The 18,479-nt window shown below is 71.0% G+C and carries 16 protein-coding genes; 5 read left to right on the forward strand and 11 right to left on the reverse strand.

All coding sequences use genetic code 11. The annotated features are described in order from the left end of the window. The first annotated feature begins 98 nt into the window (after positions 1-98). Both JEQ17_RS24735 and JEQ17_RS24740 read left to right on the forward strand, forming a co-directional pair. Positions 99-1,115, forward strand: coding sequence for a DMT family protein (locus tag JEQ17_RS24735; RefSeq protein ID WP_200397255.1), 1,017 nt, complete (start codon positions 99-101; stop codon positions 1,113-1,115). Between the two features lie 17 nt (positions 1,116-1,132). Beyond that, positions 1,133-1,885 carry a hypothetical protein gene (locus JEQ17_RS24740; RefSeq protein WP_200397256.1) on the forward strand — a complete coding sequence of 251 codons (753 nt, stop codon included), beginning with the start codon at positions 1,133-1,135 and terminating at the stop codon, positions 1,883-1,885. Here the strand turns inward: JEQ17_RS24740 and JEQ17_RS24745 are convergent. Next, the gene (locus tag JEQ17_RS24745) at positions 1,776-3,062 is read right to left on the reverse strand and encodes a sulfite oxidase (RefSeq protein WP_200397257.1); all 1,287 of its coding nucleotides are present in this window, start codon (positions 3,060-3,062) and stop codon (positions 1,776-1,778) included. The genes JEQ17_RS24740 and JEQ17_RS24745 overlap by 110 nt on opposite strands. A 229-nt stretch (positions 3,063-3,291) precedes the next feature. Here JEQ17_RS24745 and JEQ17_RS24750 point away from each other — a divergent pair, with 229 nt between their 5' ends. Beyond that, a complete protein-coding gene (locus JEQ17_RS24750) occupies positions 3,292-4,689 on the forward strand; it encodes an FAD-binding oxidoreductase (RefSeq protein WP_200401696.1) in 1,398 nt (465 codons plus the stop codon). A gap of 71 nt (positions 4,690-4,760) precedes the next feature. On the opposite strand, the gene JEQ17_RS24755 is transcribed toward JEQ17_RS24750, so the two are convergent. From JEQ17_RS24755 to JEQ17_RS24770, 4 genes are all read right to left on the reverse strand, one after another. Beyond that, positions 4,761-5,771: a Yip1 family protein gene (locus tag JEQ17_RS24755; protein WP_200397258.1), complete on the reverse strand. Its 1,011-nt coding sequence runs from the start codon at positions 5,769-5,771 to the stop codon at positions 4,761-4,763. Between the two features lie 60 nt (positions 5,772-5,831). Further along, positions 5,832-7,286, reverse strand: a complete 1,455-nt coding sequence (locus tag JEQ17_RS24760; RefSeq protein WP_200397259.1) for an FG-GAP repeat protein — start codon at positions 7,284-7,286, stop codon at positions 5,832-5,834. A 130-nt stretch (positions 7,287-7,416) separates the two neighbouring features. Then, positions 7,417-7,812, reverse strand: a complete 396-nt coding sequence (locus tag JEQ17_RS24765; protein ID WP_200397260.1) for a nuclear transport factor 2 family protein — start codon at positions 7,810-7,812, stop codon at positions 7,417-7,419. 59 nt (positions 7,813-7,871) lie between these two features. After that, positions 7,872-8,264: an ATP-binding protein gene (locus JEQ17_RS24770; RefSeq protein WP_200401697.1), complete on the reverse strand. Its 393-nt coding sequence runs from the start codon at positions 8,262-8,264 to the stop codon at positions 7,872-7,874. A 208-nt stretch (positions 8,265-8,472) separates the two neighbouring features. Between JEQ17_RS24770 and JEQ17_RS24775 the strand changes: the two genes are divergently transcribed. Continuing rightward, entirely contained in the window at positions 8,473-9,315 is an 843-nt protein-coding gene (locus tag JEQ17_RS24775; protein ID WP_200397261.1) for a helix-turn-helix domain-containing protein, read from the forward strand. Positions 9,316-9,326: 11 nt separating this feature from the next. Next, positions 9,327-9,506 carry a DUF397 domain-containing protein gene (locus JEQ17_RS24780; protein WP_200397262.1) on the forward strand — a complete coding sequence of 60 codons (180 nt, stop codon included), beginning with the start codon at positions 9,327-9,329 and terminating at the stop codon, positions 9,504-9,506. Here the strand turns inward: JEQ17_RS24780 and JEQ17_RS24785 are convergent. The 6 genes from JEQ17_RS24785 to JEQ17_RS24810 form a co-directional block, all read right to left on the reverse strand. Continuing rightward, positions 9,484-10,227: a VOC family protein gene (locus tag JEQ17_RS24785; RefSeq protein WP_200397263.1), complete on the reverse strand. Its 744-nt coding sequence runs from the start codon at positions 10,225-10,227 to the stop codon at positions 9,484-9,486. The two genes, JEQ17_RS24780 and JEQ17_RS24785, sit on opposite strands and share 23 nt — an antisense overlap. A gap of 110 nt (positions 10,228-10,337) precedes the next feature. Further along, complete coding sequence (locus JEQ17_RS24790; RefSeq protein ID WP_234048352.1) at positions 10,338-11,798, reverse strand: FG-GAP-like repeat-containing protein; 1,461 nt, start codon at positions 11,796-11,798, stop codon at positions 10,338-10,340. A 185-nt stretch (positions 11,799-11,983) separates the two neighbouring features. After that, the gene (locus JEQ17_RS24795; RefSeq protein ID WP_200397264.1) at positions 11,984-13,441 is read right to left on the reverse strand and encodes an FG-GAP-like repeat-containing protein; all 1,458 of its coding nucleotides are present in this window, start codon (positions 13,439-13,441) and stop codon (positions 11,984-11,986) included. Between the two features lie 85 nt (positions 13,442-13,526). Continuing rightward, on the reverse strand, positions 13,527-15,005 hold the full coding sequence (locus tag JEQ17_RS24800; RefSeq protein ID WP_200397265.1) for a VCBS repeat-containing protein: 1,479 nt from the start codon (positions 15,003-15,005) through the stop codon (positions 13,527-13,529). 325 nt (positions 15,006-15,330) lie between these two features. Further along, on the reverse strand, positions 15,331-16,809 hold the full coding sequence (locus JEQ17_RS24805; RefSeq protein WP_200397266.1) for an FG-GAP and VCBS repeat-containing protein: 1,479 nt from the start codon (positions 16,807-16,809) through the stop codon (positions 15,331-15,333). Further along, a complete protein-coding gene (locus JEQ17_RS24810; RefSeq protein WP_200401699.1) occupies positions 16,809-18,113 on the reverse strand; it encodes an FG-GAP repeat domain-containing protein in 1,305 nt (434 codons plus the stop codon). The genes JEQ17_RS24805 and JEQ17_RS24810 overlap by 1 nt, the downstream gene beginning before the upstream one ends. Positions 18,114-18,479 lie beyond the last annotated feature (366 nt).

Below are 18,479 nucleotides of genomic sequence, written 5' to 3' on the forward strand. Positions count from 1 at the left end.
TTTTTCTTGCCGTTAAAAAAACGCTTGCGTTTCGCTAACGGGCCCCGTAGCGTTTGTGTACGAAACCGTTTCGTATCGATCGAGGGGAGGGGCAGGTCATGGTCGTGAGCAGTCCGGTGGTTCTTGCCCTCGCGCTCTCCCTGGTCTCCGCGTTCTGTTACGCGGCGGCCGCCGTGGTTCAGGAGCGGACCGCGGCCGGTACGGCCGATCTGCGGGGCACGCTCGCCCGCGGCTCGTGGTGGGGGGCCGTCGGGCTCAATGCCTCCGGCGCGCTGCTGCATGTGGTCGCGCTGCGGTACGGGCCCCTGACCCTTGTGCAGCCGCTGGGTGCGCTGACCCTCGTGGTGGCGGTGCCCCTCGGCTCGCTGGTCGCCCGCCGCCGGACCTCGGCTGTCCAGTGGCGCGGCATGGGGCTGACCCTCCTCGGGCTGACCGCGTTGCTGGCCGCCACCGCGGCGGGCAACGCGCCCGACGACACCCTGGGGATCGGTGAAGTCCTTGCGGTCGCGCTCGTCGCCTTCGTCGTCATCGCGGTGCTCGTCCGCCTCGCCTCCGGTGGTTCCGGTGGTTCCGCCCTCGGCGGTCTCGCCTTCGCGGCGGCCTCCGGTATCGCCTCCGGGGTCGGGTCCACGCTGGCGCAGAAGCTCGCCATAGGGCCGACTTTGTCCTGGAGCGTGGCGGTGGTCGCGGTTCTCACCGTCGCGTTCGCCTCGGGCGGGCTGCTGCTCTCCCAGAAGGCGTACCGCAGTGGCCTCGGCGGACCGCTGGCCCTGCTGACCCTCGTCAACCCGGTCGCCGCGTCCGTCATCGGCATCAGTCTGCTCGGCGAGGGCTTCCAGTACGGCACGGCCGGCACCCTGATCGCCCTCGCCGGTGCCGTGGCGGCCGCCCGGGGCGTGGTCCTCCTCAGCCGTCCTCAGCCGCGACCGCCATACGACCTGCCCGGCGGCCGACCTGCCTCCGCCTCCGCCCCCACTCACACCCTCGCCCCTGCCCCTGCCCCCGATCTCAACCCCGCCCCCGTACCCGCCCGATTCCTCCGCCCCCGGCTCCCGTCCGCCCCGCGCGTACGCCCCGTCACCGTCGAGCTCACCGGCACGAGCCGGACCGTCTGAGAAGGAGAACACCAGACATGATCATGACCGCCACCACGGCCACGGCCGCGACCATGGCGAAGCCCCTTCCGCTGCGGCCCCGGACGACCGTGCGCGCCGCGGGACTCGTGGACGTACCGGCCGTGGCCCGCCTGATCGCCCCGACCGACGCCGACACCGGAGTCGTCCCGCGGCACCCGAACGTCCCGCGGCACCCCGACGCCGCCCCCGTGGACTGGGACCGGGCCCGCCGTGCCATGCGGCTGATGCTGGCCCACCACGCCCTGGAGGACGGTCAGGTGTGGGTGGCCGAGCGCGAGGACGGCAGGCTTCTCGCGGCCGCCGTCTGGCTGCCGCCCAGCTCCGGTGCCGAGCCGCCCGACCAGCGCTTCAGCGGCCTGCTCTCCCGTGAGCTCGCCCTCGGCCCGCAGGAGCGTTCGTTCCTGTCGGCCGGGCCCGGCAAAACCGAATGGAAGCCCGACGAGTCCCATTGGAAGGTGGCCGTCGTCGGCGCGCTGGACGACACCAGCGCCTGGGACCACACCGTCGCCGCCGACCTGCTGGCACCGGGGCTGCGTGCCGTCGACGAGGAGGGCGGTACCGCCGTCGCGGTCACGCTCTCCGCCCGTCACGGGGACCAGTTGCGGCCGCTCGGATTCCGCCGGCCGCGCGCGATCTGCCTCACGCCGGGCGGGAGTGTGTGGATGACGACCCGTCAACCTGCGGGCACAGCACGGGAATCCGTTGCACCAGGTTGTTTCCGAAGCCTCCCCGGTTCCAGGGCTGCGTGACCGGCTGGGTGTTGCCCGCGGCGTCCGTGGCCCGGGCCGTCAGGACGTGGGTGCCGGGGGTCGCCGTCCAGGGTGCCTGCCAGTGGCGCCAGGACCAGGCGTGGCCCGGGCGGCCGTCCGCCGGGTCGAGTTCCGCCTCCTGCCAGGAGCCGCCGTCGTCCGTGCTGACCTGGACCTTCGTCACCGGGGCGTGGCCCGACCAGGCGCGGCCCTCCAGCCGCAGTGGACCGGGGCGTACGACCCTCGTGCGGGACATGAAGTCCGGGAAGCCGGGCGGGACCATCAGCGCGCGCGGGGCGATACGGGTCACCGGGTCGCCGGGCTCGTCCGCGGCCTGGCGGTAGCGGTACGCCACCGTCTGCTGGAAGCCCGTGAACGGGGTGTCGGTCAGCGTGATGTCCCGCAGCCACTTCACATGCGCCATGCCGTACCAGCCGGGGACCACCAGACGCAGCGGATGGCCGTGCTGCGGTGGCAGCGGGGCGCCGTTCATCTCGTACGCCACCAGGACCTCCGGGTCGGCGGCCGTGGCGTCCGTCAGCGGGAGGCTGCGGCGGTAGTCCTGCTCGACGCCGCGTTCCACGCCGTGGTCGGCGCCCGTGAAGACCGCCTCGACGGCGTCCGACTCGACTCCCGCCTCGGCGAGCAGCGTCCGCAGGGGTACGCCGGTCCAGTCCGCCGTGCCGACCGCCTCGACCAGCCAGGGCTGGCTCACGGGGCGTGGGGTGAGGCGGGCCCGGCCGTTGCCCGCGCACTCCATGGTCACGCGGTGGGTGACGGGCGGGAGGGAGTACAGCGCGGACAGGTCCAGGACCAGGGGCGTACGGACCCTTCCGCCCACCGTCAGGGTCCACGTCCCGGCCTCGGCGGGCGGGATGTACGGGATGTCGTAGTGGACCAGTACGTAGTGCAGGCCGGGCGGGGTCACGTCATGGCGCAGCGCCTCCAGGAGGAGGCCGTGGTTGCGGGCCGCGAGGGCCAGTTCCTCGTGGCTGATGTCCTCGTCGGGTCCGGCCACGCGCCCGGGCACGCTGACGTCCTCCAGTGAGCGGGCCGAACCGGCGCGGCCGTTGCCGCCCTCGCCCTCGCCCCTGCTGCGGCCGCCCTCGCCCCTGCCGCCGTCGCCGTCGCCGTCGCCGTCGTGACCCTGCCCCTGCCGTCCGCTGCGGCTGTCCATGGCTCCATGGTGCTCCTCCCGCCCGCCCCGGGCACCCCGCTCGAGATTGCCAGTCCCGGCGAGCGGCGAGACCCTTGACATATCGGCCCTGGGGCGGATGAAACGTGCGATCGCGGACGGACCGTACCTACCGGGCCTCGCGAGGAGAGCGATCGTCATGGGCGGCACCACCGGCACCACCGGCACCACCGGCACCACAGGCACAGGCACAGGCACCGGCAGCGGCAGGATGGACGGTACGACCCTGGAGGCGATGCGGACCGGACTGCGCGGCCCGGTCATCGCCCCCGAGGACGCGGCGTACGACGAGTCCCGGTCGATCTACAACGCGATGATCGACCGGCGGCCGGCCGCCTTCGTGCGGTGCGCGGACGCCGGGGACGTGATGAACGCCGTCGACTTCGTCCGCGACCACGGGCTCGAACTCGCCGTGCACGGTGGCGGACACAGCGGCCCGGGACTGTGCCTGGTGGACGGCGGAGTCACCCTCGACCTGTCACCGATGCGCTGGGTACGGGTCGACCCGGTCGCGAAGACCGCGCAGGTCGGCGGCGGCAGTCTGCTCGGCGACCTGGACCACGCGGCGCACGCCTTCGGCCTCGCCACCCCCGCCGGGATCATGTCGACGACGGGCGTCGGCGGACTGACCCTCGGCGGCGGACACGGCCACCTCACCCGCAAGTACGGGCTGACGGTGGACAACCTGATCTCCGCGGACGTCGTTCTCGCCGACGGCAGCTTCGTCACGGCGAGCGAGACCTCGTACTCGGACCTCTTCTGGGCGCTGCGCGGCGGAGGCGGGAACTTCGGGATCGTCACGTCCTTCACCTACCGGCTGCACCCGGTGCACACCGTGGGCGTCGGCATCTCGTTGTGGCCGGTGGACCACACGCGTGAAGTGCTGCGCTGGTACCGGGAGTTCCTGCCGCAGGCGCCCGAGGACCTGAACGGCTTCTACACGGTGCTCGCCGTGCCGCCCGGGCCGCCGTTCCCGGAAGAGCTCCACGGGCACCGGATGTGCGGTGTCGTGTGGTGCTGGACCGGTGACCTGGCCCTGCTGGACGAGACGCTCGCGGTGGTGAACGACGCGGGCCGGCCGGCCTTCCACTTCACGACCCCGATGCCGTACCCGGCGCTGCAGAGCATGTTCGACGAGCTGATCCCCAAGGGCCTGCAGTGGTACTGGCGCGGCGACTTCTTCGACCGGATCACCGACGAGGCCGCCGACATCCACCTCAAGTACGGCGAGAACCTCCCCACCGACCTGTCGCTGATGCACCTCTACCCGGTCGACGGAGCCGCCGCCCGGGTCGGCTCCTTCGACACGGCGTGGGCCTACCGCGACGCCCGCTGGTCCGGCGTCTTCGCCGGCGTCGACCCGGACCCGGACAACGCCGAACTCATCAGGCAGTGGTGCACGGACTACCAGGAGGAGCTGCACCCGTACTCGATGGGCGGTTCGTACGTGAACTTCATCGGGCCGGGTGAGGGCCAGGAGCGGGTCAGGGCCACCTACCGCGACCACTACGACCGGCTCGCGGAGGTGAAGCGGACATACGACCCGCACAACCTCTTCCACGCCAACCAGAACGTCGAGCCGGCGCGCTGGCCCCGGGGCGACGCCTAGGCGCCCAGGACGACACCCGGGAGCCGCCCGGGAGCCGCCCGGGAGCCGCCCGGGAGCCGCCCGGCGGGTGCCTAGAACGTACCGAGCTTGATGATCGACAGCAGCGCGATCAGCTGGATCGCCGACGCTCCCAGGGCCTTGGGCCACGGCAGGTCGTGCGACTTCTTGACCATCAGCGTGAAGAGCACGCCCGCACCGACCCAGGTCGCCCAGCCCAGCAGCTGCACGAACGGCGCGTCGCCGCCCGCGAACATCGCGACGACCAGTCGCGGCGCGTCCGTGAGCGACATGATCAGCATGGAGAGGCCGACCGTGGGCTGCCAGGCGCCGTCGCCGCCGAGTTGGCGGGCCAGGGTGTGCGTGACCACACCCAGGATGAACGCGCTGAGGACGATCGCGATCGCCGTCGTCAGGACGATGGGCACCGCGTTCGACAGGGTGGCGTTTATGACGTCCGCGCGGGCGCCGTCGAAGCCGAAGACCGCCAGCAGGCCGTAGAGGAACGTCACGATGAGGGCCGGGGCCCACATCGTGTAGTCGCGCATCTGCAGGAAGGTCTGGTTCGGGCGCATGATGACGCCGGTCAGCAGTTCCTTCCAGTGCAGCCGCGGGCCCACCGGGGGCGCGGTCGTCTGGCCCGCACGATACGTCCCGCCGGGGTTGTACGGGTCCTCGCCGACGGAGAACGCCGTGGTGTGCCCCGGCTGGTTCGCCGCGTAAGGGTCCGGGCCCTGACCGTGATGGTCGTGGTCGCCGAAGTACTCCGGCTCACCGTGCCCGTTCGCCTGGGGCCACTGCTGCGGCCCGTTGCCACCGCCACCGCCGTTGCCGTACCGCGGCTGCTGATGCTGCTGCGGGTACGGCTGGGGCGCGGGGGGATAGCCGTACGACGGGCCGCCCTGGGGGGCCTGCTGTCCGTAAGGCTGCTGCCGCGCCTGTTGTTGCGGGTGCGCCTGCTGCGTGCGGTTGTCCCGGCCGCGTCCGATCCTGAATCCAGCCACGTAATCGAACGTACCTGGTCCCGCACAGTGACGTGCCGGGCCCGGGGCAACGGGCCCGGCTTTGCTGCCGAGCTGTGACATCCCCTAAGGGACTTCCCAGGGGACCTTCATGGGTTCTTCGGGGGTATGTTCGGGGACTTTTCAGTGGCTGCTGAGGGTTTGGCCGTACGCGAGTCCGCCGGCCACGGCCGGGAGGCCGAGCTTGGCCGGCGTGACCGTGTAGGAGCCGTCGGCGCTCGCGCGGGGGAGCACCCATACGCCGCCCGACCTCGCGTTCTCGCCGGGGGAGCCGACCGCGATGTCCGCCCTGCCGTCGCGATCGTAGTCACCGGCCGCGACGGCGGCACCGAAGGCGTCGCCCGCCTCCGTGACGCCCGGCACGCGGGGGGTGTCCTGGTTGTACGCGACGGAGTGGCCCTCCCCGTACGCGTCGACCAGGCCGGTCTCCCCGCCGAACAGGAGGGTCGCGGCGCCCGCGCCCGCCCGGGTGCCGATCGCCTCGCCGGGGGCGCCCGCGACCAGGTCGTCGCGGCCGTCGCCGTTCACGTCCGCGACGGCCAGGGAAGCGCCGAAGCGGTCGCCGGTCTCGGCGACGCCCGGCACACCGACCGTGTTCTGGTCGAGGGTCTGCGCCCGGTGTCCGAAGGAGCCGTCCGGGCCGCTGCCGTAGTGGACGTGGATGCCCCCACCCTTCGCGAACTCCTCGGGGCCGCACGGGTCGTCGATGTTCTCGTCGGCGATCTCGCGGCACTCGCCGAGGGCCAGGTCGTCGTTGCCGTCGCCGTCGAAGTCACCGGCGGCGAGGGCCGAGACACCGGCGTTGTCGGTGTTCCAGGTGTTGGCCATGCTCTGCTCCGCCGCGTCCCAGGCCCACAGCCGTACGTGCGACTGCGTGAACGGGGCGTCGACCGTCCAGTACGCCAGGGCCAGGTCCGCCGTGCCGTCGGCGGTGAAGTCGCCGGTCGTAAGGACGGGCGCGCGGCCGCCCATGGGGGCGTCGAGGACGGTGGTGAGGATGCCGTCGGCGGTCCGCAGCACGACTCTGTCCCGGCCGCCGATCACGATGTCCCTGCTGCCGTCCCCGGTCAGGTCGGCCGCCGCGACCGACCCGCCGTACGCCGCCGAAGCCGCGGGACCGGTGAGAGCGGTGGACCCGTGGCTCGGGCCACCCTTCGCGCCGCCCACGACGGTGACCATGCCCGCGTCCGCGCCACGGTCGGTGACGTCCTCGCCGGGTGCGCCGGCGAGCAGCTCCGCGATGCCGTCGCCGTTGAGGTCCTCCAGGACGACGGAGGCGCCGAACCGGTCCCCCGTCTCCGGAGAGCCGGGCACCTCGGCGGTGGCCTGGCTGATCCGGATACTGCCGCGGGACCCCAGCCCCTTCGGACCGCCCCACACGACGTTGACGTAACCGGCCTTCGCCTTGCCGCCGACGGCTCCGTCGGGGACGCCGACGGCGAGGTCCGCGTAGCCGTCGCCGTTGAAGTCGCTTGTGGTGGGGGAGGGTTGGGCCGCGGCCGCGGTGGGCGCGAGTGTCAGGCCCGCGGTGACCGCCGCGGCGACGGTGGCGGCGAGTGCGTACGTCCGTATGTGCACGGGGGCTCCAGGGTGGTGACCGGGAACTGCGGTTCACCTGTGTGACACCTGGAGGTCGCCAGGGGTTGTGGCCGCGGGCACGTTCCTTGCCGCGTGCGCGTTCGATGGGGCGTGTGCGTTCGATGGGGCGTCAGGCCCAGAACTCGCTCTCCTTCTCCATGTCCTCCTGGCATTCGTCGATGTCGGTGAACTTGTCCCCCACGATCCGGAAGATGAGGCAGCCGTTCTGCTCGATCCGCTTGCCGTTGCGCTCGGCCGTGTAGCGGTGCATGGAGACGGCGTGGCCCCGGCCGTCGACGAGTATGTGGCTCAGCTCGACCTTGAAGGTCCCGTTGGTCTCTGAGAAGAGCCGGCCGTACAGCTCGATGATCGAGTCCTGGCCTTTGTAGTCGCCGGAGAGCATGTGACTACCGGGTACGTGGTGCGTACAGTCCGACGCCATCATGCCGCGCAGGGTGTCCATGTCACCCCTGGTGAAAGCGTCGTAGCCCTTGCGGACGAGCATTGCGTTCGGGTGTTCAGCCATCGTGATCGCCGCCTTTCTGTTGCTTGGCGTCTCATGGCCGACATTCTGATTATCCCGCGTTATTGGGTTTTTGTGCCGAGTTCGCACCAGACGTACTTGCCCGCGGTGCCGTTGACCTGGAACCAGCCCCAGTCGTCGGCGTACGCGCGCACGATCCGCAGGCCGCGGCCCGTCTCGTCGTCCTGGGGCTTCTCGGCCGGCGGCGCGGGGTCCGTGTCCCACGCGCCCAGCCGGAACGAGTTCCCCGACCGTCTGAGCTTCAGGGCCGCCGGGCCCTCGGTGTGCCGGATGGCGTTCCCGAGGAGCTCCGAGGCGAGCAGCTCCGCCGGTTCGACGAGGGTCGGGAGGTGGTGACTGGTCAGGATGTCGCGGAGGGCGCGGCGGCAGATGCCTACGGCTCGGGGGTCGTGGGGGATGTAGAGCGTGTACTCCCAGGGTGCGGGCGTGGGCATGGGCATGCGGGCTCCTGTTGGGGAGTGGTGGGGGGTTGTCGGGGCGGTGGCTCTGTCTGGCCCGGCATGGCGTGGCTTGGCATGACGGGGGGATGCACTTCCGCTCCGGGGAGTGTTCGTTGCGTCACTTACGGTAGGGGTAAAGGTGTAACCGACGCAAGGTGAACTGAGATACTCAGGCCCTCAACTCCTGGGAAAGATGAGGAATATGGTCGCAAGGAGCGTCATCACCGCGCGTCAGGAGCGCCTCGGCGCCGAGCTGCGCAAGCTCCGTGAACGGGCGAGCCTGACGGGACGAGAGGCTGCTCGGGCGCTGGGCATCGCGGAGACCCAGCTGTCCAGTACGGAGGCGGGCCGCGTCGGGGTGAGCGCCGGGCGCGTACGTCATCTGGCCGGTGCGTACGCGGTCGATGACCCGGCCTTGATCGACGCGCTGGCGGCCATGGCTGCCGAGCGCGTGCGTGGGTGGTGGACGGAGTACCGGCAGCTCGTGCCCGCGGGGTACTTGAATCTGGCTGAACTGGAGCAGCACGCCTCTGACTTGAGGACGTTCCAGAGCGTGCACATTCCGGCGCTCCTTCAGAGTGAGGAGCACATCCGCGCGATCTTCACCTCGACGGTGCCGAAGCTGCCGGAGGAGGAGGTCGACGTGCGGGTGCGTTTCCGGCTGCGGCGTCAGGAGATCCTCGGCGGGGTCAGCTATAAAGCGGTGATTCATGAAGCCGCGTTGAGGATCAGGGCTGCTGACGCCAAGGTCGCCCGCAGTCAGCTGGTGCACATCCTGGAGCAGTCCGAACGCCCTCAAGTCGCCGTTCGTGTCGTCCCGTTCGACGTGGACGGATTCGCGGGGATCTCGACGCCGCTGGTGTACGCGGGAGGTCCTGTCGCCCAGTTGGACTCCGTGTTGGTGGACAACCAGCATGGCGGCGCATTCCTTGACGCGGAGGCGCAACTCAACCGGTATCGAGAGGTCCTCCGCATGCTGGAGGACGTCGCGCTGGGCGACATAGAGTCGAGAGACTTCATCCACCGCCTCGTACGGCAGATGTGAAAGGTCTCGACATGTCACAGTCCACCGTCTGGCAGAAGTCGTCGTTCTCCGGTGGCGGAGACTCCTCCGACTGTGTCGAGGTCGCCGCCACTCAAGGAGCCGTGCAGCTCCGCGAAAGCGACGAGCCCGACACCGTCATAACCGCCAGCGGTGCCGGGCTCGCCGCCCTCATACGGCACCTTCGGCCGTAGGCAGCGCTTCCTTCAACTCGCCCGCCACCGCAAGCGTGTTGGTGAGGCGGGCCCGCTCGTCGTCCCCCAGCGGGACGCCGTCGACCTCGGTCAGGAGGGCGCGGGCCCGGGGCGCGTCGTCCAGGCGGAGGGCCAGTTCCGCGCGGTAGACGAGGGTCTCGACCAGCTCGACGCAGTGGGCGGACTCCCGCTCGCGGGTCAGGGTCGCGTCGAGGATGCGGGCGGCCTGGTGGGCGTCGCCCTTGGAGTCGCCGAGTACGACTGCGTTCTCCAGGGTCTTGGTGAGCCTGCCCGTGGGGTACGAGGACTCGTCCGGTACGTCCTTGTCCTCCGTCGCCGGGAAGAAGCGGATCCAGTTGCCGCCGGGGTCGACGACGCTGAAGCCGGATCGCTTGCCGGTGTTCTTGCGCCGGCGGGGGCTGGTCATCCGGGGGATGCCGGACACGAGAACCTTGCCGAAGGCCGCCCGCATGGCCTCGGCGAAGGCCTGGTGGATGGCCCCGGTGTCGGGGACGATCACCACGCACGAGCCGTACGACTGCTCCGGGTCGAAGCCCTCGATCCCGGCGAAGTGCAGCTGGAGGTCCTCGCGTTGGACGCTGACGTAGGGGTTGGGGCGGGTCTGCCGGTAGGTCGTGGTGAAGCCCAGCGTGCCGTAGAACTCGGTGATCTCGTCGATCGACCGGCAGGGCAGCAGGGGGATGGTGATCTCGTTGGCCATGCGGTTCCCTCGGGTAGTCGCGGTAGTCAAACTTGATGACTCCCCGAGGGTAGCCGCGGCGCGGCCGGTGTGGACGGTCGGCACACGGCCAATCCGTGGCCGATCCGCGATCAATCCGCCAGCTCGGCCCAGAAGTTGGTGAGAGCGGTCTGGCCCAGGCTCGCGAGCGTGAGGACGCGGGAGCCGGTGCCCGTCGGGCCCGACGAGGTGCCCGGCAGGAGGTGCAGGCGCTGCGGTGTCGACGGGGCAGCTGCGAGCAGTTCGGCGCGGCCGTCGCGGGTGTAGTCGCGGAGGCTGACCGAGTGGCCGAAGGCGGCCCGCTCGCCGGGTTCGCCCTCGATGCCCGCGGTGTTGTAGTCGTAGGCGCGGGAGTTCTTGCCGGTGAGGCCGGACGCGCCGCCGCGCAGGACGGTGACCGCGCCGGCGGCCATCCGGGGCGGCGGGCCGCCCGCCCTGACGGACGCGCTCGCGTCGGCGGACGTCTCCGCGGCGATGATCTCGCCCGGGGTGCCCACGGCGAGGTCGGCGTAGCCGTCGCCGTTGGTGTCACCGGCGGAGACGTCGCCGCCGAAGTCGTCGCCGGACTCCGGGGTGCCGGGGACGCCGGACGTGGCCTGGGTGATGGTCCTCACCGAGCCGCTGGGGCCCGTCGAGGTGCCGGGCAGGACGTACACGGCGCCGCCGGTGCCCGCGCGTTCGGCACCGATGGCCAGGTCGCCGTACCCGTTCTTGTCGAAGTCGGCGATCGCCGCGCCGCTCGACACGAGGGTCGTGGAGGACGGGAGCTTGACGGTCTTGGACCTCTTCGGGGTGCCGGCGCCTCCCTTGTAGAACCAGACGGTGTCCCTGAACGCCCCGACGGCCGTGTCCCATTCACTGCCGAGGACGGCGAAGTCGACGGTTCCGTCCTTGGTGACCTTTCCGGCGACCACGGTTTCCGGAGTGATCTCCTCGCCGCCGCGCGGGTCGAAGTCGGTCACCTTGCCGTGGGAGCCGGAGGTGGTGAACGGGCCGCGGATGAAAAGGATGTTCTCGGAGTCGACGGCGACCACGTCCGGCCTGCCGTCCGCGTTGAAGTCGCCGACCGCGATGTCCTTGGCGAAGCTGCGGTCCTTGTAGAGGGGGTTCATGTACGAACTGCCGCGGGTGAGGCCGGACTTGGAGCCCCACAGCACGGTGAACGCGCCGGAGCGGCCGTCGCTGGTCTCGCCGATCGCGGTGGCGACGACGTCCGCGTACCCGTCCTTGTTCAGGTCGGCCGTCGTGACGTCCGTACCGAAGTAGTCGTTCGACTCCGCCGCGCCGGGGATGCCCGGGCTGTCCTGGGTGACGACCGTGCGTCTGGACGGGTCCAGGCCCTTGGCCGTGCCCCATACGACGACGACCGCGCCCGCGTTCTGAGCCTCGCCGACCTTGGCACCGCGATCACCGACGGCGAGGTCGCGGTAGCCGTCGCCGTTGAAGTCGTCGACGTACTTCGCGGCGGCCGCGGAGGCCGGAGCCGCCAGGGCTAGCGGGGTCAGGCCCGAGACGAGCATGGCGGCGGCCAGGAGGCAGGTGCGCTTTCGCAAGAGGACTCCAAAAGTGGTCGGTTGGCTCAAAGGAGACCTTTGGATACGGGGGAACGGTTGTACGGAAGTTTGGTGAATTTCCGTGGCTGGTGTTCTCGGTGTGGCCGAGGGGGCGTACACACGCAAACCGGGCCCGGCACCTGGGAGGTGCCGGGCCCGGTCCGAGGGTGAGGGAGTGCTCCGGATCAGTTGGTGAGACCCGCGCCGAACGCGCCGTACGTGTACGGCAGGTTGAACGCGCCGGGGCCGAAGCCGCGGTCGCCGTTCGGGGAGATGCCGGTGCCGTCGGAGAGCATCGCGGTGACCGCGCCGACGCCCTCGCCCTCGAAGGAGGCGGAGACCGTGTAGTCGGCCTTGCCGTCGGCCGTGACGTCGGTCAGCAGGACGTCGGAGCCGAAGTAGTCCATGGCCTCGGCGCTGCCCGGGACGCCGGAGGAGGCCTGGGAGAGGGTGCGGCCGCCGGTCTCGGAGACGCCGTCCGCCGAGCCCTGGAGGAGGACCGTGGAGCCGGTGTCCTCGATCGTCTCGATGTCCTCGAAGATGACGCCGATGGCCAGTTCGCCGTAGCCGTCGCCGTTCACGTCACCGATGGAGAGCGCGCTGCCGAAGCCGTCGCGCTCCTCGTCCGCGCCGGGCACGCCCGGGGAGTCCTGGGTGAGTTCGGCCATGGGCGCGTCGCCGTTGACCGGGCCGCCCGCCGAACCGCGGACGACCGTCACCCGGCCGCCGAGGCTCCCGGAGTGGTCGTCCTCCGCGGTGAAGACGTTGCCGATGGCGATCTCGCCGAAGCCGTCCCCGTCGATGTCACCGATCGCGATGGTCGTGCCGCCGCCCAGGCCGCGCGGCACGGAGGTCTCAAGCCCGGTGGTGGTGCCGAGATACGCGACCCCCTTGGACCAGCTGTTGGGACCGTCCCCGGTCAGCTCGGTCCGGTAGGTCAGGACGAGGTCGGCCTTCGCGTCGCCGTTCGTGTCACCGGCCTTGATCGCGTCGACGCCGTACGGGGTGGTCTCGGGCAGCGCGATCCGCTGCGTGGCGCCGGTCGTGCCGGAGCGGGTGAAGCCGCCCTTGACGACGTACGCGTGCGAGGCGGTCGTGCCCGCGGCCAGGTCGGCCTTTCCGTCGCCGTCGAAGTCGCCCGCCGTCAGGACGCGGCCGAACTCGTCGTGCGTGGTGGCCGCCGGGTCCTTCACCGTCGTGCCGCCCGCGACGCCGCTCGCGCCGCCCCACAGGACGGCGACCGTGCCGCCGTCGACATCGCTCTCGACGTCCTCGCCGGACGCGCCGACCGCGAGGTCCGCGTAGCCGTCGCCGTCGAAGTCCGCGACCGCGAGCGCCGAGCCGAAGGCGTCCTCGGCCTCCGGGGTGCCGGGCACGCCGGCCGAACTCTGGTCGATCACCGTGTGGTTGGCCGGGTCGAGCCCGGTCGCGCTGCCGTAGACGACGGCCACGTACCCGGCCATGCCCTGGTCGCCGACCTTGGCGTACGGCGCGGCGAAGGCCACGTCACCGAAGCCGTCACCGTTGAAGTCGCCCTTCAGGCCGGAGGGGGCGGCGGAGGCGGTCGCGGGGAGCGCCATCAGGAGCCCGGTGGTGAGGGCGGTGGTGAGCGTCGTGGCGAGGAGGAGGGAGCGCTTGCGCAAGGGAGGTCTCCGGTAGTGGGGGACGGCGGGCCCCACACCTGTGGGGTGCGGGGCCCGCCGGATGACGAAGAGGGACGGGACGTGCTCAGTCGGCGAAGTTGACGCCGAACGACGGGGTGCCGGTCGTCGACACACCCGCGCTGCTCGGCGAGACGGACCGCGAGCCGGACGTGGTGATCTTCGTGCCGTTCGACGGCAGGTACAGCACCGCGCCGTTGCCCGCGTTCTCGTACGAGCCGACCAGCAGGTCGGCCCGGCCGTCGCCGTTGACGTCGTCGAGCTTCGCGTCCGCGCCGAGCGCGTCGTTCTTCTCGTCGCTGCCGGGCACACCCGCCGTGCTCTGCGCGAAGTACTGGGTGCCGGAAGCGGTGTCGAGGCCGTTCGCCGAGCCGTACAGGACGGTGACCGCACCCGTGTCCGTGATGCTGTTCAGGTCCTCGCCGGCCGAGCTCACGACGATGTCCTGGTAGCCGTCGCCGTTGATGTCGCCGAGGTCCAGCTCGTAGCCGAAGAAGTCGTTCTTCTCCGAGGTGCCGGGGACGTTGCCGGTGTTCTGGGTGATGCCCGCGGTCGCGCCCGGGCCGTCGGCGGTGCCGTAGGTGATGTTCACCTTGCCGCCGAAGGCCGAGTCGGGGACCGGCGTGCCGTCGGTCGTCGTGTTGCTCCAGTACGCGCCGGAGACGATGTCGCCGAATCCGTCGCCGTTGATGTCGCCGATCGCGGTGATCGCGCCCGGCTTCACGATCTGCGCCGAGGACATGGCGAGGCCGCTCGCGGCGCCGGGCACGAAGTAGTTCCTGGCCCAGCCGTAGTCGGTCTCGGTCTCGAACCCGTCGACGACCAGGTCGGTCTTCTTGTCGCCGTTGACGTCGCCCGCGGTGAGGTTGATCGGGCCGCGCGCGTCGCCGCCCGACTGGATCGGGGGCTTGAGCGTGTAGCGGCCGCCCACGGCGGTGCCGGACGCGCTGATGCCGCCCTTGTAGACGTAGACCGTGCTGGAGGAGTTGCCGACGGCCAGATCGGCCGTGCCGTCGCCGTCGAAGTCGCCGGCGGCGAGGTTCTTGCCCCAGTAGTCGTGCGCGGAGACGGCCGGGTCGGCGACGGTGACACCCTTGCCCGTCAGGCCGCTCGCGGAGCCCCACAGCACGGCGAGAGTGCCGCCGTTGGTGTCGCTGCCGACCTTCTCCCGCGGGGCGGACACGGCGAGGTCGTCGTACCCGTCGCCGTTGAAGTCGGCGTACGCGGTCTCCGCGCTGAAGCCGTCGCCGGCCTCGGCGGTGCCGGGGACCCCGGCGCTGTCCTGGCTGAGCGTGGACCGCTTGGCGGAGGACACTCCGGTGGCGGTGCCGTAGAGGGTGACGAGCTGGCCGGCGGTCGCGCGGCCGTTCACGTAGGCGCCCGCGGCCGAGAAGGCCACGTCGCCTACTCCGTCGCCGTTGAAGTCGGCGTGCGGCACGTTCGTCGAGTCGGCGGCCGTGGCCGTCACCGCCGAGAAGGTGAGCAGACCCCCCGTCAGCGCGGCAACGGACGCCGTCGCGAGGGTGAGTCGCAGATGCTTGTGCATGCGGGATTCTCCTGCTGCATGCGGGGACGCCTGGCGGGCGCCCGCAGTCAATGGGGTGCGTACCACTCGCATTCGCCCGGAGTTTCCCTGGGCTTTACGGGCGGTTGGCGATCACAAGACCCGTGAGGTGGGGTCAGGGTTGTATGTGGGGCAGAAGTTTTCTGAAGTGACTTGCGAGGCGGCTCGGGGGGACGGGTGAGAAAGGGGGCACCCTGTCGTATTTGGGGGCGCGGGGCTGTGACATTGTGCGGCTCCGCCGCGTGGGCGCGACCAGCCACATCCGGCCCGCAGCCGACACACGACCGCTCCCGTGGTTCCCGTCCGGTCAGGACAACCGCAGTGGCACCCCAAGCTCCCCCGGCGTAAGAAGCTGCGCCCTCCCCGCCTCGAACCCCTCACCACTCCCCCGCAACACCAGAAACGCCCCCGCCCGCTTCTCCCACAACGGCCCGAACACCACCGCGTCGGAATGCCCGTCACCATCGACATCCAGCAACGGCGGCTGATAGCTGAACTCGTTCCACTTGTACGGGTTGGGCGTCCCGGGCAACCCCTCGGTCAGGGGATCGACGGCCTGCTCCCCGTCCGCGGACGGCACCCCCGAGGCCCCACCCGGCAACAACGTCACCTTCCCGTCGTGCCCCCGATAGCCCGGCGTGTTCACGACGACATCCGGCTTACCGTCGCCGTCGACGTCCCCGACGGCCGGCGACGACCCGAAGTCGATGCGCCGCTTCTGCCCGCCCTCGCCCTCGATGACGGACTCCGAACGCCCGCTCCCGAGCCCGGACTTGGCCCCGTACAGGATGGTCAGCGCACCGCCCTCCGCGGGCATGTCCGCCGGCGCGACGGCGAGCTGCGTGGGCAGCAGCAGATCGTCGATGCCGTCGCCGTCCGCGTCACCGGCGGCCGGCGTACGCGGCCCCTCGAAGGTGCCCACCGCCTTGCTGATGCGCGGTTCGAGCGCGGTGTCGCGTACGAGCCCGTCCGTGCCGCCCTCGTAGTAGCCGACCATGTACAGGCTCTCGGGCGCGCTCTCGTCCTCCTCCGCGTCGAAGTCGTACGTGAACACCACCTCCGCCTTCCCGTCGGCGTCGAAGTCGCCGGTGGTGGCCGAGTCGGGTGTCGCGTACCCCTGCTGGTCGAGGTCGAGGACGGCCTGCCGTTTCGGGGTGCCGGTGCGGTCGAAGGGGCCGTACAGGAGGAGCCCGTCGGTGCCCGGCCCGGTCCCGTTGGGGTCGCCCGTGCCGCCGTGCCCGCCGTCGAGCAGGTCGACGGAACCGTCCCCGTCGAAGTCGGCGGCGGCGCGCGGCTGGAAGCCGTCGGGCAGGGCCAGCTCGGTGGGCCTGCCCAGACCGCGGGCGCCGCCGAAGAGGGCGAGGGTCCCGAGCGGGGCGCCGGCCTTCCAGCGGCCGACGACCAGGTCGGTGAAGCCGTCGCCGTCGAGGTCGGTGCGCAGCGGGCCCGAGACGAAGCCCGCGCCCTTCTCGCCCGCCTCCCGGCTCGCCGGAGTCCGTTGTGCGGACGCGGAGTTGAGGCCGTCGGGGGAGCCGTAGACCACCGTGAGCGTCTCGGCGTACCGCTTCTTGTCCTTGGACTCCGAGTACACGACGGTCGCGAAGTCGTCGTGGCCGTCGCCGTTGAAGTCCCCGGGGTCCGGGTCGTCGGACGGCTTTCCGGCGGCGGGCCTCTTCGGTCCGCTGTCCGTACGGTCCGGGGAGCCGTCACCGCCGCAGCCCGCGGCGAGGCTCGCGACCAGGGCGACTGCCACCGCGGCGGGCCCGGTCCTCGAACGGTGTCGCATCAGCTGTCCATGCCCAGGAACTCCGAGGTGGAGAAGGTGAGTTCGGGCTCCCGTGCGAGCAGGCCCTTCTTCGTGCCCGGGTACACGGCGATCGTGTCCTTGGTGTCCCCGCGATACGTGCGTACGACCAGATCGGCCAGCCCGTCACCATCGAAGTCGGCGACCTTGAGCACACGGGTGGTTCCCCGGGCGGGCGGCGGCACGGTCACCATTCCGGCCTTGGACAGACCCGTCGTACGGCCCTTCAGGACCCGCAACTCCGAGCCGCTGGAAATGAGTTCGCTCAGCCCGTCCCCGTCGAAGTCCCCGGAGTCCAGGACTGTGCCCGCGATGTCGAGTTCACCGCGCAGGGTGCCCGGGACGTCGTAGCGCAGGGCGGTCCCCTTCATCGAACCGATCGCCGCGTCGAGGCCCTTGCCCTTCCCGAACCGGCCGAACGCCACGTCGACGCCGGTCGGGAGGGCGACCTCGGTACCGGCGGGCCCGGTCGGTCCGCCCGGGACGAGGTAAGAGGTGGACGCGGAGGCGGCGGAACCCTCGGCGGTACGGACGAGCAGGTCGTCGTATCCGTCGCCGTCGACGTCCACGGCCGGTGGTGTCGGCACGTTCCCCGGCGAGGCGAGCGGCGCACCGGCCGCCTTCGGGGCGCCCTTGCGGGTGAACGGCCCGCGCAGATAGCTGAGCCGGCCGTCGGAGGCGTGCACGACGAGATCCTCGGCCTTGTCGTCGTTGAAGTCCCCGCACACCGGCTGGTCCGGCCAGTCGTTGCCGAAACGTGCCTGCGGGGGAATCGCCAGCTTCACGGCCTTGCCGGCCAGGCCCCGGGCCGAGCCGAAGAGGATCTGCAGCGGGACGGGCGGCTGGCCCTGTCCGTCGAACGGCGGGTCGGTCGAGACGACGAGATCCGTGTATCCGTCCCGGTCGAGGTCGCAGCTCGCCTCGGCGTCGAAGACGGCGGGCAACTGCCCCTTGGTGGTCGCGGCGTTGCGGGCGGCGCTCAGCAACTGCCGGGCGCCGGGGGCGAGTCCGCGCGCCGATCCGTAGACGACGCCGATTCCGGCGTCGTCGCCGTGGCTGTCGCGCTTCACGAGATCGTTGAGGACGAGATCCTGGTGTCCGTCACCGTTGAAGTCGTCGGCCGCCTTGCTGCCCTTGCCGAGCGGCACGGGGAGCTGGGCGGGGGCCTTGGCGACGCTGAGGGGTTCACGCTTGCCCGTCGAGTCCCCGTCGCCGCTGTCGGCGGTGGGGCCGCATCCGACGGCGAGGCCGCCGCCGAGGACGCACACGGTCAGGGCCGCCACCATCCGCGTACTCACTCTTCGCCCACGCACCGTGAACCTCATCCGACCCGGAAACAACATCGCCGGTCATCATGCACTTGTTCGAGCCGAGGGTAAATGGTGGTAACACGTTGAGGTGTTCGTGCTGAATTCGTGACCTTCGGACATCCGGAATGACGCCTTCCGGATGGTCGTGCGGATCCGCCCTGAATTGAGTGCGCTGCGGCCCGAAGGGGCAAATTGTGCACATGCCTGAATTGGTGGCATTGCCGAGTTTTCTTCGAAGGTCTTCAGAGATCCGTGAAGGGTGAAACATCGGGGTGCGGGCCGGTCGTGTGTCGCCTGTCACGGTTGTAGGGATTCCGGTAAAAGTCTGGCAACGAACCGGAG

Source organism: Streptomyces liliifuscus (assembly GCF_016598615.1).
Lineage (GTDB): Bacteria > Actinomycetota > Actinomycetes > Streptomycetales > Streptomycetaceae > Streptomyces > Streptomyces liliifuscus.